At 72.7% G+C, this 13,632-nt stretch carries 13 protein-coding genes; 8 read left to right on the top strand and 5 right to left on the bottom strand.

Annotated features, from left to right (window positions below):
- Positions 1-140 precede the first annotated feature (140 nt).
- The gene (locus ACIGXX_RS02380; RefSeq protein WP_361464017.1) at positions 141-1,592 is read left to right on the top strand and encodes an MFS transporter; all 1,452 of its coding nucleotides are present in this window, start codon (positions 141-143) and stop codon (positions 1,590-1,592) included.
- Here the strand turns inward: ACIGXX_RS02380 and ACIGXX_RS02375 are convergent.
- On the bottom strand, positions 1,558-2,298 hold the full coding sequence (locus ACIGXX_RS02375) for a MerR family transcriptional regulator (protein WP_361464019.1): 741 nt from the start codon (positions 2,296-2,298) through the stop codon (positions 1,558-1,560). The genes ACIGXX_RS02380 and ACIGXX_RS02375 overlap by 35 nt on opposite strands.
- Positions 2,299-2,538: 240 nt before the next feature.
- Positions 2,539-3,804, bottom strand: coding sequence for an AMP-binding protein (locus ACIGXX_RS02370; RefSeq protein WP_361464021.1), 1,266 nt, complete (start codon positions 3,802-3,804; stop codon positions 2,539-2,541).
- Between the two features lie 165 nt (positions 3,805-3,969).
- On the opposite strand from ACIGXX_RS02370, the gene ACIGXX_RS02365 reads away from it, so the two are divergent.
- The 5 genes from ACIGXX_RS02365 to ACIGXX_RS02345 all read left to right on the top strand — a co-directional run bounded on the left by ACIGXX_RS02365 (position 3,970) and on the right by ACIGXX_RS02345 (position 8,266).
- Entirely contained in the window at positions 3,970-5,283 is a 1,314-nt protein-coding gene (locus ACIGXX_RS02365) for a lipase family protein (RefSeq protein WP_351156853.1), read from the top strand.
- A gap of 136 nt (positions 5,284-5,419) precedes the next feature.
- A complete protein-coding gene (locus ACIGXX_RS02360) occupies positions 5,420-6,697 on the top strand; it encodes a helix-turn-helix domain-containing protein (RefSeq protein WP_351156856.1) in 1,278 nt (425 codons plus the stop codon).
- 157 nt (positions 6,698-6,854) lie between these two features.
- Positions 6,855-7,490 (top strand): hypothetical protein, encoded by a 636-nt coding sequence (locus ACIGXX_RS02355; protein WP_351156858.1) that lies wholly within the window; start codon positions 6,855-6,857, stop codon positions 7,488-7,490.
- Between the two features lie 5 nt (positions 7,491-7,495).
- Complete coding sequence (locus ACIGXX_RS02350) at positions 7,496-7,951, top strand: hypothetical protein (RefSeq protein WP_351156861.1); 456 nt, start codon at positions 7,496-7,498, stop codon at positions 7,949-7,951.
- A 123-nt stretch (positions 7,952-8,074) separates the two neighbouring features.
- Positions 8,075-8,266, top strand: coding sequence for a DUF5999 family protein (locus ACIGXX_RS02345; RefSeq protein WP_351156864.1), 192 nt, complete (start codon positions 8,075-8,077; stop codon positions 8,264-8,266).
- Positions 8,267-8,408: 142 nt separating this feature from the next.
- On the opposite strand, the gene ACIGXX_RS02340 is transcribed toward ACIGXX_RS02345, so the two are convergent.
- Positions 8,409-9,020, bottom strand: coding sequence for a TetR/AcrR family transcriptional regulator (locus tag ACIGXX_RS02340; RefSeq protein WP_351156867.1), 612 nt, complete (start codon positions 9,018-9,020; stop codon positions 8,409-8,411).
- A gap of 108 nt (positions 9,021-9,128) precedes the next feature.
- Between ACIGXX_RS02340 and ACIGXX_RS02335 the strand changes: the two genes are divergently transcribed.
- On the top strand, positions 9,129-10,619 hold the full coding sequence (locus tag ACIGXX_RS02335; protein WP_351156870.1) for a cytochrome P450: 1,491 nt from the start codon (positions 9,129-9,131) through the stop codon (positions 10,617-10,619).
- Between the two features lie 352 nt (positions 10,620-10,971).
- Here ACIGXX_RS02335 and ACIGXX_RS02330 read toward each other — a convergent pair whose 3' ends face one another.
- Both ACIGXX_RS02330 and ACIGXX_RS02325 read right to left on the bottom strand, forming a co-directional pair.
- Positions 10,972-11,262, bottom strand: a complete 291-nt coding sequence (locus tag ACIGXX_RS02330; RefSeq protein WP_351156872.1) for a hypothetical protein — start codon at positions 11,260-11,262, stop codon at positions 10,972-10,974.
- 65 nt (positions 11,263-11,327) lie between these two features.
- Positions 11,328-11,897: a TetR/AcrR family transcriptional regulator gene (locus ACIGXX_RS02325; RefSeq protein ID WP_351157965.1), complete on the bottom strand. Its 570-nt coding sequence runs from the start codon at positions 11,895-11,897 to the stop codon at positions 11,328-11,330.
- 215 nt (positions 11,898-12,112) lie between these two features.
- Here ACIGXX_RS02325 and ACIGXX_RS02320 point away from each other — a divergent pair, with 215 nt between their 5' ends.
- On the top strand, positions 12,113-13,594 hold the full coding sequence (locus ACIGXX_RS02320; protein ID WP_399971930.1) for a purine-cytosine permease family protein: 1,482 nt from the start codon (positions 12,113-12,115) through the stop codon (positions 13,592-13,594).
- The last annotated feature ends 38 nt before the right edge of the window (positions 13,595-13,632 follow it).

The raw sequence follows: 13,632 nt of genomic DNA, 5'->3' as shown, positions 1-13,632 counted from the left end.
GACAGATCGTCTGACACCCTCTGTCACTCAACTGACAAGCACCCGCAGGGGATTCGGCGTCACGGGCAGGAGCGGCGACGTGTCGGCGCCCCGGAGAATCCGGCAGCGGAACCGCATCGCGCGACCGAGGGGAGCCGCACGTGGGCCGGGCCAGGCTGACCGCTCTTCTGGCGATGCTCGCCCTGGCTGGCTTCATCACGACGCTGGACAACACGGTGATCAACGTCGCCCTCCCCACGGTCCAGCGTGACCTCGGCCTGACCGTCACGGACTTGGAGTGGGTGGCCACCAGCTACGTCCTGAGCTTCGGCTCGCTCCTTCCGGCCGGGGGCAGGCTCACGGATCTGCTCGGCCGCCGGATCGTCCTCGCGACGGGGATCGTCGTCTTCACCGCGGCCTCGCTTGCGGCCGCCCTCGCCGACAGCGGCGGGACGCTCATCGCGGCACGCACGGTGCAGGGCGTGGGGGCGGCGCTCGTCATCCCGGCCTCGCTCGCGGTGGTCGCCGCCGATCTGCCCGCCCGCAGGCGCGCCATGGCGGTCGGTCTGTGGACGGCGGCGCTCGCGGTCGCCCTTGCGCTCGGCCCCGTGGTGGGCGGCTTCGTCACCGAACGGTGGGACTGGAGCTGGGTGTTCCTGCTCAACATTCCCTTCGGCGTCCTCGCCCTGCTCCTGGTGCCCGCGGTCCCGCGCACCGTCACCCGCGTGCGGCACGGCCTGCTGCCGCTGCTCGACCTGCCGGGCGTGGCACTGTCCACGACCTCGCTGTTTCTCCTCACGTACGGACTGGTCCGGGGCGGGGAGCACAGCTTCAGCACGCCGCCCGTGCCGCTCTGCCTCTGGCTCTCGGCGGCCACCGGGATCGCGTTTCTCGTCGTGGAGTCGCGGACGTTCCTGCCCCTGGTGGATCTGCGGCTGCTGCGCAGCCGTTCGCTGAGCGGCGGCGCGGCGGCTCAGGTGCTGTGGGGCATCGGCGTCAACGGCGTGTTCTTCTTCACCGCGCTCTACCTCCAGCGGGTGCTCGGCTTCTCCCCCACCAAGGCGGGGCTTGCCTTTCTGCCGCTGGCCGGCGCGCTGCTCGTGACGACGCCGTTCGCCGAGCGCGCGGCCAAGGCGGTGGGGGCGCACTGGTCGATCGCCGGGGGACTCGTCCTGGTCGCGGGCGGGCTCGTGTGGGTGTCGGGGACGGGGCTGCACGCCGAGTACTGGGATCTGCAGCCGGGGCTGCTCCTGATCGGCGCGGGCTCCGCCCTGACGACTCCGCTGACGGTACGTTCCGTCGCCGACGTCCCCGCGACGCGCACCGGCATGGCTTCGGGCCTGGTGAGCGCGGCACGTGAGATCTCCGGGGTGTTCGGGGTCGTCCTGGTCGGCGTGGTCCTCACCCGCACGGAACGTTCGGCGCTGCGGGACGGCGCCGACCCGCGCAGCGCCTTCCTGGACGGTTACGACACGGGGCTTCAACTGGCGGCTGCGTGCGTCCTGTTGGGGGCCGCGGTCACGGCCGTCACGCTGCGGCGGCCCGCCCGGCACCGGCGTCCGGGCTCCTCCGCCGGGGTCAAGGGGACGACGCGTCGCCCGGTGCGGCGGTGACGTACTGGTGCAGCCGGCCGGACGCGGCCAGCATGGCGGTCGCGCGCGCGGACACGCCCGCGAGGCGTTGCGCGATGGCCGCCCGGAGCGCGTCGGGGCTGCCCGTCTCGCGCAGGCCGTCGAGGACGGCGTGGATCTGGGGCAGGGGGTAGTGGCCCTGCCGGAGGATGCTGACGATGCGGGCGTCGCGTACGTCGGCGGGGCCGAACCAGCGGTAGTGGGTGCCCGGTTCGCGGTCGGGCGCGAGCAGGCCCGCCGCCTCCCACACCCGCAGTGCCGAGGTGCGCACACCGAGGCGGGCGGCCACCTCACCGATGCGCAGGCGCGGAGGCGTGGCATGCGGCCCGGTGTCGTCCGGGGTCTCCCTCGCGACGGCTTCCAGGGCATCGCCCGCGGTCCGCAGGGAGAGCCGCTGCTCGTGCAGTGCGACGTGCCCGGCGTCGACGAGGGTGAGCGCCAGCGGGAGATCGTCCGCGTGGACGGCCCGCATGATCGCCTGGGCGGTGTCGAGGCCGTAGCCCGGGACGAGCGCGCGGTAGGTGAGCAGGGCGTCGCGGTGGCGGGTGTCGAACCTGCGGTATCCGGCGGGCGTACGCGGGGTGGGCGGCAGGATGCCCGCGTCGGCGTAGTTGCGGATCTGCTGGGTCGAGACACCGGCGGCCCGCGCCAGATCGACGGGCCGCAGCGCCGTCCCGGCTCGGCTCATGGGGCCCTCTCCTGACTGCTGCTGATCCTCCGAATTGAAGGTTAGCGGCACAGAAGTCTTGTCATCTCGACACCGTCCGCGCCGCCGACTGGGTCATCGGCCTGGGCCCCGAAGGCGGCGCGGCGGGCAGCCAGATCGTGGCCGCGGGCGCGCGGGTCACGGACGGGGGCGTTCCCGGGCGGGGTGTGACGCCGCGGCACCCGGGGGGGGGCCACCGAAGCTCCCGGCGCGGCCGAAGCCCTAGGTGTCACCGAGCACCGTCACATAGCCGTCCGGCCCGAGCACCGCGACGTCCCCCGTGCGCAGCCATCCGCCCGGCAGCAGCCTCCGCCCCGTCTCCGCCGGGTCGCCCCAGTAGCCCGCGCACACCTGCGGCCCGCGCACCAGGAGTTCACCGGCCTGCCCGGACGGCAGCTCGACCCCCGGTGCGCCCTCCTGGCCGATGCGGACCTCCGTGCCCGGCAGGGGCAGGCCGGACGTGCCGGGGCGGGCGTTGGCGCCGCGCGGGTTGGCGAGGACGGCGCCCGCCGCCTCCGGGATTCCGTGGCCCTCGACGAGCACCGCGTCGACCGCGTCCCGGATGCGGTCGGCGGTTTCGGCGTCCAGCGTCTCGGTCAGCCAGGTCCGCACGGTGGCCAGGGCCTCCAGCTCGTGGGCGGGGCGCTGGAGAAGGCGTCGGCAGTAGGCGGGGTCGGCCGACAGGAGGGTCGCCTTCCGGCGGCGTGCCGTGCGCAGGAGTGCCTGCGGCTCGGGGTCCGGAAGCAGGACGGTTCGCGTCCCGGTGAGCAGCGGGGCGGTCAGGCCGAACAGCAGCCCGTGCGGGCGCCACAGGGGCGTGACGGCCAGAGCGGTCTCCTGCCCGTCACGCAACTGCGGGTGCCACAGGGCGAGTTGATGGGCCGCGGCGACGAGGTTCGCGTGCGTGAGCATGGCCGCGGGCCCGTCGTCCGCGACATAGGCGAGGACGGCCGGATCCCCCGACTCCGGCCCGCCCGCCGCCGACTTCGACGACCGGACCGGCTTGCGCAGACCGCCGCGCCCCGGCCACTCCCCGTCGACCGCCACGGTGATGACGTCGCGTACGCAGGTGTCGCCGCGCACCGCATCGAGCCGCTCCCCCGCGGAGTCGGCGGCGATGACCAGCACCGCTCCCGAATCCGCGAGTTGATGCCTCAACGCCTGCCGCGAGGCCTGCGGATCGATGGCCACCACGACCGCCCCGAGCCGCAGCACCGCATGCCACGCCACCGCGAACCATGGGCAGTTGGGGAGCACAAGCGCCACCCGGTCACCGTGCCGGATGCCGCGCGTCCGCAGCGTTTCGGCGCAGGTGCCGACCGCGCGGTGCAGCCCCCGGAGGCCGGATCGGCCGCCGTGGCGCCGGGCCGCGGCGTCGAGCAGGCCGGGGAGCGTGACGTCGGGTACGTGCAGGCGGTGCGGTACCCCGGCGGCGTAGAAGCGGAGCCACGGTCGTGGGTCCGTGGCCGTCACCTGTGGCTCGGTCATGACCTGATCGTGGCGCAGGAGGGCGGGTCGTCACTTGTGCCCCACGCACAGTTCCGGCCCGGCGGGCTGTGGTTCCACTGACTATCAACGCCCGGTTACCGATCCGTAACTTCACAGCGTGCACAGCACTCTCCCCTCGCGTCCCCCCGAAACGAAGGAGCCCCCGTGCGCAGGCCACGAGCGAAACGGAAGAAGAGGCTGATCGCGCTGACCGCGGCCGTCGCCCTGGCGGGCCTGGGTCTCGGCGTGCCGGCCCTGACGGCGGGCGCCGCGGCGGCCCCGGACGCGTCGGCGGCGTGCGACGCCCCGGACGAGCGGATCTACCAGGTGCCCGGCGGCGTCCCGAGCGACCCCGGCAGCGTCATCGCCTGCCGGAAGACCGCACTCCCCCACGTGCCGGGCAACATCCCGATGCGGGCCTGGAAGGTCCAGTACAGCTCGAAGGACAACACGGGCAAGGCGGTCGCGGTCTCCGGCACCGTCGCCGTGCCGGACGCCGAGTGGAAGGGGCGGGGCAGCCGTCCCGTCGTGGCCTTCAACCCGGGCACACTGGGGCTCGGTTCGCAGTGCGCGTTCTCCAAGCAGCTCGCGGGCGCCTACCAGGACGAGTACGAGGGCGAGAACGTCGCGGCACTCCTGAAGGCCGGTTACGCCGTCGCCGCGACGGACGGCGCGGGCTATCTGGACGGCCAGACCCATCCGTACGTCTCCGGCGCCGACGCCGGGCACGCGCTCCTGGACATCGCGCGCAGCGCGCCCGAGATCCCCGGCAGCGGCCTGGACCCGAAGACCAAGGTCGGACTGTGGGGCTACTCGGAAGGCGGTGCGGCCAGCCTGTGGGCGGCGCAGCTCGCGGCTTCGTACGCTCCTGAGCTCAACGTCGTGGGCGACGCGTCCGGCGGTGTGCCGGGCGACCTGAAGGTGGTGGCCAAGGCGCTCAACGGCGGCCCGTTCGCGGGCTTCATGGTCGACGCCGTGCTCGGCCTGTCATCGGCGCATCCCCAGATGCCCTTCGAGCAGCTCATGAACGACCAGGGCAAGGAGACCCTGAAGAAGGCCAGGTCGCACTGTCTGGTCGGCACGATCTCCACCCTCGCGGGCCAGAAGATCGAGGACAACACCAAGGACGGGCTGAGCCTCGAGCAGCTCTACGCGCTCAAGGGCACGGACGGCAGGACGTGGGGCCAGGTCGTCGACGCGCAGAAGCTCGGCGTCGGCATCGGCCGCGCGGGCTCCGGCGCCACGTACGAGATCGACTTCCCCGTCCTTCAGTACCGCGGCGCGCTGGAGGAGGTCATCCCGATCGAGACCGAGGACGCCACGCGCAAGGCGTACTGCAAGGCGAACATCGCCACCCAGTGGAAGGTGTACCCGGGCGAGCACCTCACGACCGACCAGCTGGCGAAGGACGACGCGGTCAAGTGGCTCGGCGACCGCTTCGAGGGCAAGCCGGAGTTCGGCAACTGCTTGCTTCCGTGACCAAGTTCGCACGCGCTGCCTCTTGTCGCCAGGGCGACAAGAGGCAGCATCATGTGTCCGTCCTTGATGGGCCGCCGCGCACCCGCGGCGGTGTCTTCACCAAACCTTTGTCCCCCGTGCGCAGAGGGAGCACTCCATGGTGAACGGTTCGACGCTGCCCGCCGGTATACCCCCGGCAGGCGCCCCCGCATCCGCGGGCACCCCGGCAGAGGAGTCGTACGCCGCGTTCCGGGCCTTTCCCTCGGGCCTCCACGATCACGTCAGGCCGTTTCTCGACGACATCACATCGGAGGTGGTGCGGGCCATCCGCACAGAGATACCGGAGTACGCACGCCCGACGAACGACACGTACATGCATGTCGTGAACCGGGGTGTGGAGCAGGCCCTGGAGGGGTTCCTGGCCCGGATGGCCCACCCGGACACCGACTGGGAGTCGGTGAAGGCCACCTACCAGAACATCGGGCGGGGCGAGGCGGACGAGGGCCGCAGCCTCGACTCCTTCCAGTCGGCGCTGCGCCTGGGCGCGCGCGTCACCTGGCGCCGGGTCAACGCCCTGGTCGACGCCGACCTGCTGCCCCGGCACGTCCTCGCCGCCTTCGGCGAGGCGCTGTTCCTGCACCTGGACGAGATGGCCGCAGCGACGACCGCCGGTTACACGGAGGCCCGGCTGCACGCGGCGGGCGAGCTCCAGCAGCGCCGGGCGCGGCTCATCGATCTGCTGACCGCCGATCCTCCCGCGTCGGCGGAGGCCATCGCCGATCTCGCGCAGGCCGCCCAGTGGCCCATCCCGCGCGAGGTGGCCGTCGTCGTCATCGACCACGCCTTCACCCCGGAGACCACCAGGCCCATCGTGCCGCCGGAGTTCCTGGCGCGCTTCTCCGAGCAGCCCGGCTGCATCGTGGTGCCCGACCCGGAGGGTCCGGGGCGGGCCCGTTCGATCGCCGCCGCGCTCCAGGGGCTGCGCGCGGTGATCGGTCCCACGGTCGCGCTGCACGCCGGTGCGCGTTCGCTGCGCTGGGCGCTGGACGCCCTGGAGCTGTCCCGGCGCGGCATCCTGCCCCGTGCGGGCCTGCTGCACTGCGCCGACCATCTGGCGACGCTGCTGCTCTTCCAGGACGAGGCGCTGATCGACGCGCTGGCGCAGCGGCATCTGCTGCCCCTGAAGGAGGTGCGCTCACCGCAGCGTGAGCGCCTCGCCGAGACGCTGCTGTGCTGGCTGCGGTGCGGGCACAACGCGAGCGAGGTGGCCACGCGCCTGGCCGTGCATCCGCAGACGGTCCGCTACCGCCTGCGGCAGCTGGACGAGGTGTTCGGCGACCGGCTGCACGATCCGGTGGCGCAGTTCGAGATGCAGCTGGCGCTGCACGCGTTGAGCCTGCGGCCGGCCACCGGTGAGGTTCGGGCGGTGCGGTGAGCCGGATGCGGTGGGGCGGCCGGCCCGGGCGCACCGGGGTCGTCCGTACGTAGCCGCGGTACGTCACCCGGACGCGCCGCGAGGGCGGCCGTCCGTGGCCGTTATCAAGCCGTAATGTCCCCTTCGCCCCAACTCCCAGGCGAAGGAGAGTTCTTACGTGCGTGCCCCTCTCATGGCCGCTGCCACCGCACCCACCGCCCCGACCGCCCCGGCCACGAAGCGGACCCCCCGGATCCCCCCGCGGCTCCTGCCCCGCCTCGTGGTCCTCTTCCTGCTCCCTCTGCTGACCACCCTCAGCGGCACCCTGCTCGCCCCGGCCCACGCCCACGCGGACGCGCTGGTGCAGCACGCGCCGTCCGCCACCCGGCTGCTGGCCCCGCCGCCCGCACCCGATGAGCCGTGCACCAGCAAGGACCCCGCGGTCTGCCTGATCCGGCAGATGAGCCCGGAGGAGCGGGAGCGGGCGCGCGAGGTACGGCTGCGCTACCACGGGCTGCTGGACACCATGGAGCACGTGGCGGACCGTATGCACGAGGAGGGCCGCTCCGACGAGGAGATCGCCCGCGTCCTCGTCGACATGCGCAACGAGGCCAAGGACATCACCCGAGCGGGCATGACCCCCGAGGCGGTGCGGGCCCTGGAGGAGCGGAACATGAAGAAGTACGGCAACCCGCTCGGCCCGACGGCCGACCAGCAGTTCGCCAAGTACGGCAGCTGGGCCGAGGTCATCAAGGCGGCGACCCGCACCAGCGCCGCCGTCGACCAGGAACTCGGCATCCCGCCGCGCGACTGACCTCCATGCTGCTCCAGGATTACGACCGCCACGGCCGGACGTGGGCCCTCGACCCCCGCACGGGGCTCCTCTCCCCCGCGTCCCCCGCGTCCGGCCGCTGCCACGGCTTCGTCCACGCGGGCGACGAGGCGACGGCAGCGCTGTACGCCGACCCGTCCGAGGCGGAGCCGACTCTCTGGCTCCAGTACGGCGGGCGGCGCTGGGACTGCGCCACGGTGACGGCACATCAGTCCACGGGGCCGAACGGCACCCGGCGCTTCACGGTCGAGGGCGCGCGGGGAACGGCCCTCGAACTCCTCTACCCGGCACCGGATCCCGGCCCCTTCGACCCGACGTACGACGGGATGGACGCGGAAGGGGACGACTTCTTCCTCTGGGCGGCGGGCCGGCTCACGGACGAGGACGCCACCTCACGTACCACACTCCTGGCGCACTTCCGGGCCGGTTTCCTCCCCGCATGAGGTGGCAAGTACCCTCTCCGAGCGATGAGTTGATGCCTCCTCCAGAGTCTTGACTCACACAAGGAGAAACCGAACAAGACCGGGCCGCGCGCAAGGTTCGCGACCCCCACCCGGAGGTACACCATGTGCGCCCACCAGCCCCAGTGCCCGCCCGCCGAGAGCCCCGACCATCTCGCGGCCCGCGTCGTCTCCGCCCACCCCGAACAGGGCTGGAGCCTGCTGTGCAACGGCACGATCGTCTTCGACGACACCGGCGAACTGCTGCCGGACGGACGGGTGGTGGCGGTGACGAGGACCCTGGCGATGGCGGCCTGACCACACGGTCGCGCTCGGGCCCCGGTCCTGGTCGCGCTCGGGCCCCGGTCCTCTGCGTATACGTACGCGCGGGCGGGGTGCCGCAAGAGGAAGTGCCCTCACCAGGAGCCGGCCGGCCCCGAACCTCACCCCCGAGGGCGCCTCAGGGCGCGATCGCGCCGAGCAGCGCTCTGGCGCACAGGTCCCGCACCTGCTCGCGGGGCAGCAGCTCCGGCTCCTCGAGCCACTCCAGGCAGACGGTCACCATGAAGGCGAGCCAGCCGCGCACGGCCAGGCGCAGGGTGGGCAGTTCGTGGGCGGTGGACGCCGTCTCGGGGTCCGCGGCCAGGGCCTGCAGGATCTGGTCCTCGTGGGCCGCCAGGCCCTCGCGGTAGATCCTGCGGACCGTGGCGTCGCCCGTCTCCTCCGCGCGGTGGAAGGCACGGAAGCCCTCGGCATGGGATTCGACGTACGCGAGGAACGTGTCGAGGCCCCTGCCGATCTGGTCGCGCACCGGCACGCCGGGCACGGCCGCCGTCAGGCGCAGCATGCGCCTGCTCTCGCGCTGCACCACGGCGGCGAAGAAGTCGCTCTTGGTCGGGAAGTAGTGGTACAGCAGGCCGCGCGAGACCCCGGCGATCTCCGCCACGCGCTCGACCCAGACGTCGTCGTACGGATTCTGGGCGAAGAGCCGCGCCCCGGCCGAGAGCAGCTGCTCCCTGCGCTCCTCCGTGCTGAGTCTGCGGCGCGTGCGCTGCTGCGGGTTCGCGACCATGCGAGCACCTTACTTGACGTGGATTCAACAGCGGGACCAGACTGAACTCCTTATTGAATCCGCGTACAACAGGCTCAACGGGTCTGCGGCACAAGGGAGATGGCACACATGGCGCAGGTGTCGCAGACATCGCAGGTCGGAGAGGGTGCCGGGACGGCCGGTACCGCCGGGCCCGCCAAAGGGTTCCGCAGCGCCGAGCTCGGGTGGCCGCGTCTGGACCTCATCCCGCATCCGCCGCGCCGCCTGCCCCTGATCGGCGACATCCTGGGCGCGAACGTCCGCACCCCGGTGCAGGACTCGATGCGCATCGGCAGCAGCCTGGGGCCCATCTTCCGCCGCAAGGCCTTCGGCAAGGAGATCGTCTTCGTCTGGGGCGCCGAGCTGGCGGCGGAGCTGGCCGACGAGTCGCGGTTCGCCAAGCATGTCGGCCTGGGGGTCGCCAATCTGCGGCCGGTCGCCGGGGACGGCCTGTTCACCGCGTACAACCACGAGCCCAACTGGCAGCTGGCGCACGACATACTCGCGCCGGGCTTCAGCCGGGACGCCATGGCCGGCTACCACCCGCTGATGCTGGACGTCGCCCGGCAGCTGACCGCCCGCTGGGACGAGCGGGAGGCGGCGGGCCGGTCCGTGGACGTGCCCGGTGACATGACGAAGCTGACCCTGGAGACGATCGCCCGCACCGGATTCGGGCACGACTTCGGCTCCTTCGAGCGGTCCAGGCCGCACCCCTTCGTGTCGGCCATGGTCGGCACGCTCTCCTACGCCCAGCGCCGCAACGTCGTGCCGCCCGCGCTCGCCCCGCTGCTGCTGCGCGGCGCCACCCGGCGCAACGCGGCCGACATGGCCTACCTCAACCGCACCGTCGACGACGTGGTCGCCGCCCGCCGCGCCTCGCCGGGTCCCGGCGACGGCGATCTGCTCGACCGGATGCTGGAGGTCGCCCACCCCGACACGGGCGAGCGGCTCTCCGCCGAGAACATCCGCCGTCAGGTCATCACCTTCCTGGTCGCCGGGCACGAGACGACCTCGGGCGCCCTGTCGTTCGCGCTGCACTACCTCTCGCGCTCCCCCGAAGTCCTGGCCCGCGCACAGGCGGAGGTCGACGAGGTCTGGGGCGACGCGGACGAACCCGCCTACGGGCAGGTCGCCAAGTTGCGTTACCTGCGCCGCGTCCTGGACGAGTCGCTGCGGCTGTGGCCGACCGCGCCCGGCTTCTCCCGCCAGGCCCTGCACGACACGACGCTCGGCGGCGTGCACCCCGTGCGCGAGGGGGCCTGGGCGCTGGTCCTCGCCACGCTGCTGCACCGCGATCCGGCGGCGTGGGGCGAGCGGCCCGAGGAGTTCGACCCCGACCGCTTCACCCCCGCGGCGGTGCGCGCGCGGCCCGCCCATGTCTTCAAGCCGTTCGGCACCGGCGCGCGGGCCTGCATCGGCCGTCAGTTCGCGCTGCACGAGGCCACCTTGGTCCTCGGCCTGCTCCTGCGCCGCTACGACCTGCACGCCGACCCCGGCTACCGCCTGCGGGTCGCCGAGCGCCTCACCCTCATGCCCGAAGGCCTCACGCTGCGGCTCACCCGCCGCGCCACGGCCGCGTAGGGACACGATTGTCAGACCCGTGCGCAAGAGTGGAGGGTCCACCGGTGCGAACCACCGGACCGTCCGCCCCCGCGCAGAGGAGCTCTCGACATGACCAGCACGCCGACCCCCGAACTGGCCGCCGCCCAGGCCTGCTTGCGGCTGCTGCACACCGCACGTGCCGCGCTGTCCGGCCCCTCACCGGCCGCCGCGGCCTCGCTGCTCGCAGGACCCATCGCGGAGGCGGACGAAGCGCTGCGCCGCGCGGGCCTGACGGGCAACGAGGCCGAGCTCCTGAACAGGATCTACGACCTCGATCCCGGCCACCCCGATCCCCGGGCCTGCCCCGATCCCCGCCGGCGCCCCGCGTCGGCTAGTTCGGCCCCTTCGGTTCCCCAGGCTCCGGCGACTCCATCGGCTCCATCGGCTCCTTCGGCTTCCAGGTGAACTTGTCGCCGCCCACCCAGCGCACCAGGTCCGGATCGTCCACGTCGTGCACGACGACCCCCAGCTGGGCGGCCACCTCCAGGACGTCGACAAGTTCCCTGGCCTCGCCGACCACCTCGCCGTCGAGCTCCACGATGCGGAAGGGCGGTCGGCCGGGGTTGACGCCAAGGACCGTGATCCGAGGGTTCGCCATATAGAGGTTCGCGCTTTCGGTCATGTCTGGAGGCTTCCACGCTCCGGCTCCGTCATGACCATCACGACCTGCCCGTTCGGCCGCTCGGGCTACGTACCGGTCGCCTCGGGGTGCCCGACGAGCCGCTCGGCCGCCGAGCGCGCCGAGGCGAGAGCCCTCTTACGGTCGGCGCCGCGCTGCCCGAGGACGACACGGGTGCTCAGGCCGTCGAGGAGTGCGAGGAGTTCACCGGCGCGGCGCGCGGCGTCGTCCACCGCGAAGGCCTCCTGAGCCGCGCCCTGGGCGAGCAGGGCCTCCAGATCCGCCTGCCAGCCGCGGTCCAGATCATCCTGGGCCGCGCGGAGCGGTTCGTTCGCGCCGGCCCGCGCCCACAGCTCGATCCACAGCATCCAGCGCGGGTCACGCGGCCCCTTGGGCAGGTACATCCGCAGGAACCGGTCGAGCTTGCGGGCGGGCGCCGCCCGGCCCGCGAGCAGCGCCCGGCGCTCCTCGGTGAGCGCGGCCTCGCTCCAGCTCAGCGCCTCCAGGAGCAGGCGGTCCTTGCTGCCGAAGTAGTACAGGATGTGGCCGCCGCTGGTGCCGAGCCGCTCGGCCAGCGCGGACATGGTCAGCGCGGCGAGGCCGTTCTCGGCGATCGCCGTCATCGCCTCCTCCAGCATCCGGTCCCGCGCGACCTGCCCGTCCCGCCGTCGTGCCACGCCTGCTCCCGTTCCGGTCCCCGCGTCCTGCTCCACCCGCCGACCCTATCCCCGGAGGTCCGCGACCGATTTCCCGCAGGGTCTTGACGGCTCCCGGGCCCGTGGCGCATTTTGAATGCCGTTCTAGGTCATAGAACGGCATTCAAAGTCTGGGTGCCGGAGAGTGAGGTGCCCGCATGACGCGACAGGCCCCGGATACCGCTGGGACGACGGCAGCGACGACGGCGACGACGGCGACAGGAACCGGCCCCGGGATCAGCACCGGAGTCACCAGCGACGAGGTGTTCCGGGTCGAGACCCACGGCATCGACCCGATCCCGGACGAGGACCGGCACGGCAGCGCCAAGGACCTGTTCTGGCTCTGGTTCGGCTCCAACCTGACCTTCACCTACGTCATCAACGGCGCCCTCGCCGTCAGCTTCGGCCTCAGCTTCTGGCAGGCCACCGCCGTGGTCGTGATCGGCGGACTCTCCTTCTTCGCCATCAGCGCGGCAGGACTGAGCGGCATCCGTACCGGCACCGCGACCCTGGTCATCTCCCGCGCCGCCTTCGGCGTCCTCGGGAACTTCCCCGCCGGGCTGCTCAACTGGGTGGTCTCCATCGGCTACACCATCGTCAACACCGTGGTCGGCACGCTCGCCCTGGAGGCCCTCTTCACCGACCTCGGATGGACGGGCGGCGGCAACGCGGCCCGCGCCCTCGCGCTGGCGGTCACCCTCGCGATGACCTTCGCGGTGGCCATGTGGGGGCACGCCACCGTGCAGCTCGCCGAGCGCTGGATGGCGTACGTGCTCGCCGCCGGCTTCGGGGTGCTGCTCGTCTTCGTGCTGCCCGACGCCGACTTCGGTGCCGCATCGGGCGGTGGCGCGGGCTTCTCCGGCTGGACGCTCGCGTTCGTGGTGATGCTCGCGGGGCCCTTCTCGTATCTGCCGATGCCCGCCGACTACACCCGCTATCTGCCGCGGGAGACCTCGCTGCGCTCCCTCACCGTCACCGGCGCGCTCGGCGGTCTCGTCTCCTCCGTGGCGCTCGGTGTCGCGGGCGTCGCGGCCGCCACGCAGGCCGACATGACGGACGCGGTGGCGGGGGTGGAGAAGCTGCTTCCGGGCTGGTTCCAGCCGGTGTTCCTGCTGCTCGTGCTCGGCGGCTCGGTCACCAACTCGATCCTCACGCTCTACTCCTCCAGCCTCAACCTCCAGGTGCTCGGCATCCCGTGGAGCCGCGCGAAGGCCATCGTCATCAGCGTCGCCGTGACGGCGCTCGGCTCGCTCGGCGCCCTGTTCCTCACCGACTTCACCGAGTCGCTGCTCAGCTTCCTCTCGCTCCTGATCATCGTGTTCGCGCCGTGGGGCGGGGTGTTCCTCGCCGACATGCTGCTGCGCCGGTGCCGGTACGACACCGGAGCCCTGCACACGACGGGACGCGAGGGGGCCTACTGGTACCGGTCCGGTTTCCACCCCGCCGGGATGGCCGCCCTCGTCGCCGGGACGACCTTCGCCGCGCTGACCTGCGACTCGGAGCTGTGGACGGGACCGCTGGTCGCGCCCCTTGGCGGCGGTGACCTCACCTTGCTGGGGTCGGTCGTCGCCGGGCTCACGTACTGGGCGCTGGCCCGCCGCGGCGTTCCCGCGACCGGGCCTGCCTCCGCCTCCGTTTGAGGCATCCCCGCCACCCAACGAACCACCCGTACCGCCCC

Source organism: Streptomyces sp. NPDC055243 (genome assembly GCF_044544025.1).
Classification (GTDB): Bacteria; Actinomycetota; Actinomycetes; order Streptomycetales; family Streptomycetaceae; genus Streptomyces.
Note: the sequence above shows the minus strand (reverse complement) of the source record. Positions and strands in the feature narration are given on the sequence as shown.

Bases quoted from the DNA above. Each gene is read 5' to 3' on its own strand.
- ACIGXX_RS02335 (WP_351156870.1), top strand. From the start codon at position 9,129: ATGGCGCAGGTGTCGCAGACATCGCAGGTCGGAGAGGGTGCCGGGACG.
- ACIGXX_RS02330 (WP_351156872.1), bottom strand. From the start codon at position 11,262: ATGACCGAAAGCGCGAACCTCTATATGGCGAACCCTCGGATCACGGTC.
- ACIGXX_RS02370 (WP_361464021.1), bottom strand. From the start codon at position 3,804: ATGACCGAGCCACAGGTGACGGCCACGGACCCACGACCGTGGCTCCGC.
- ACIGXX_RS02350 (WP_351156861.1), top strand. From the start codon at position 7,496: ATGCTGCTCCAGGATTACGACCGCCACGGCCGGACGTGGGCCCTCGAC.
- ACIGXX_RS02345 (WP_351156864.1), top strand. From the start codon at position 8,075: ATGTGCGCCCACCAGCCCCAGTGCCCGCCCGCCGAGAGCCCCGACCAT.
- ACIGXX_RS02375 (WP_361464019.1), bottom strand. From the start codon at position 2,298: ATGAGCCGAGCCGGGACGGCGCTGCGGCCCGTCGATCTGGCGCGGGCC.
- ACIGXX_RS02320 (WP_399971930.1), top strand. From the start codon at position 12,113: ATGACGCGACAGGCCCCGGATACCGCTGGGACGACGGCAGCGACGACG.
- ACIGXX_RS02360 (WP_351156856.1), top strand. From the start codon at position 5,420: ATGGTGAACGGTTCGACGCTGCCCGCCGGTATACCCCCGGCAGGCGCC.
- ACIGXX_RS02325 (WP_351157965.1), bottom strand. From the start codon at position 11,897: ATGCTGGAGGAGGCGATGACGGCGATCGCCGAGAACGGCCTCGCCGCG.
- ACIGXX_RS02340 (WP_351156867.1), bottom strand. From the start codon at position 9,020: ATGGTCGCGAACCCGCAGCAGCGCACGCGCCGCAGACTCAGCACGGAG.